This window comes from Longimicrobium sp., assembly GCF_036280135.1.
Taxonomy (GTDB): domain Bacteria; phylum Gemmatimonadota; class Gemmatimonadetes; order Longimicrobiales; family Longimicrobiaceae; genus Longimicrobium.
This window is the reverse complement of record NZ_DASURI010000405.1, coordinates 1-2,223: the sequence shown is the minus strand read 5'-3', so window position 1 is coordinate 2,223 and position 2,223 is coordinate 1. Positions and strand designations below refer to the sequence as shown.

The window sequence follows — 2,223 nt, the reverse complement described above, 5'->3', positions numbered from 1 at the left end:
GAGCCGCCGCGAGTTCCAGACCGCGCGAAGGACTCTGGCGGCGACGAAGGATCTTGTATGCGAGACTCGGGGCCGGCTTCCGTGCATGGAAGCCGGCCCCGAGTTTCGCGCACAAGATCCTTCGGGGCCACGCGCATCCCGCACGGGCGAGGTCCGCGCGGGACCCTGAATAGAAAGTGCAGGCTCGGGAGCTGGTGGCAGCCTCTGCGCGCGCGCCCCCTCCGGGCTCGCGGAGCTCGCCCACCTCCCCCAATAACCCCTGGGGGAGGTTGAACTGCGGTGGCTTTCATCCCGCAGGGTGCGCGCAGTGCCGAATGACTCAGGATGACAATCGCGGACGATCCGGAAAAGCCTACTCCCCGAAGTCGTACAGGCCGCGGTACAGGGCCATGTTGCGGGTGAGGATCTTCACGTAGTCGCGCGTTTCCGTGAACGGGATGCGCTCCGTGAACAGCTCCTCGTCGCGGTACTCGGGGAACCGGCTCCACGTGCGGATGCGCCCCGGCCCCGCGTTGTACGCGCCGAACACGCTGGGCAGCGAGCCGTCGTACGCGCGCATCTGGTCCGCCAAGAAGCGCGTGCCCAGCGCCACGTTGATCTCCGGGTTGAACAGCAGCTCCGCGTCCCACTGCTGGATGCCCAGCCCCGCCGCCACGCCGCGCCCCGTCTCGGGCATCACCTGCATGAGCCCGCGCGCGCCCGGCCCGCTCACGGCCGTGGCGTTGAACCACGACTCCTGGCGGATCATGGCCGCCACCAGCGCCGGCTCCAGCCCGCGCGCCCGCCCCTCGCCCTCGATGATGCCGCGGTACGGCAGCGGATACAGGATGCGGAGAAAGCGCGCGCTCACGGGCTCGTCCTTCTGCTGCAGCGCCAGGGCGATGCGGATGCCCTGCGACGTGTAGCCGCGCTCGTTGATGGCCTCCGCCAGCGGATACAGCAGCGCCCGGTTCTCGCCCGCCTCCTTCACCCGCCGCGCCACCTCCGCCGATGCCTCGGTGTCCAGGCCGGCGGCGCGCAGCAGGTCCACGGCGTACATCCACCGCGCCACCGTCTCCACGGCGTCCGCGTCCACCGTGGACGAGTCGCCGGCCAGGGGGATGGGCCAGTACGATTGCCGCAGCCGCTCCGCGGACTGCAGCGCGTAGTAGCTCAGCGGCTCCTTCCCGCGCACCTCGCGGTACAGCGCGGCGGCCCCGGCGGAGTCGCCCCGCGCGGCGCGGGCGCGGCCGGCCCAGTACGTGGCCTGCGCCCAGTACGCCGGCACGGCACGCCCCTGGTCAAACGCGGCCTGCGCGGCGGCGAAGTCGCGCGACACCATGGCCATGCCGCCCAGCCGCATGAGCGCCAGTCCGGCGCGCTCCGTTCCCGGCGCGCGCTGCGCCGTGCGCTGGTAGCCCGCCCGCGCGCCCGCCAGGTCGTTGGCGTCGTGCGCGATGTCGGCGACCAGGAACAGCGCCTCGGCGGCGGACGGCGTTCCGGGAAAGCGGTCCGCCGTGCGCAGAAAGGTGGCGCGCGCCTCCGCGCGGCTGCCGGCGCGGTACTGCGCGCGGCCCGTGAGGTACATGGCCTCGGCGCCCTCCGCGCCGCCGGCCGCGTACAGCGGAGCCGCCGCCGCGGAGACGTCGGCGTAGCGGCCGGCGGCAAAGAGCGCGCGCACCAGCCGCAGCCGCACGTCCGCGTTGCCGGGGTTGGCGGCCAGGTACGCGCGGTATCCGTCGATGGCGCGCGTCTTGTTCCCCGCGCGGTCGTACACGGTGCCGATGGCCAGCCGGTCCGCCGGCGTGAGCCCCGCAAGCCCGTTCAGCAGCCGCGCGGCGTCCACCGACGGCGCCTCGGCCAGGGCGGCGCGCAGGCGCTGACGGGCGGATTCGGTGTCGCCCAGCCGCAGCATGGCCTGCGCTGCGGCCACGTCCAGCGCCGCGCGCTCCGCCGGGTCCGCGGCCTGCTCACGGAGCCGCAGCGCCAGCGCGCGTGCGCCGGGCACGTCTCGCGCGGCCAGCTGCGCCCGCAGGCGCGCGGCGCGGGCGCGGCCCGGCGCGGGCAGGTCGTCTTCCTCCGCCTCCACGAACGCGCGGACCCGGGCCGTGTCTCCGCGCTCCGCCAGCGCCTCGGCCGCCAGCGTGGCCGCCCACCCGCTGACGGCGGGGATGGCCTCGCGGGCGTGGTCCAGCGCGCGCACGCCATCGTCCACGCGGCCGGCGCGCAGCAGGGCCAGCGCGG

Annotated in this window: 1 protein-coding gene; it reads right to left on the bottom strand. The window is 74.9% G+C overall.

All coding sequences use genetic code 11. The features are described 5' to 3' along the window. Positions 1-352 precede the first annotated feature (352 nt). Positions 353-2,223: transglycosylase SLT domain-containing protein (locus tag VFZ20_RS13035; protein WP_329684326.1), on the bottom strand; the 1,871-nt coding region annotated here is incomplete at its 5' end.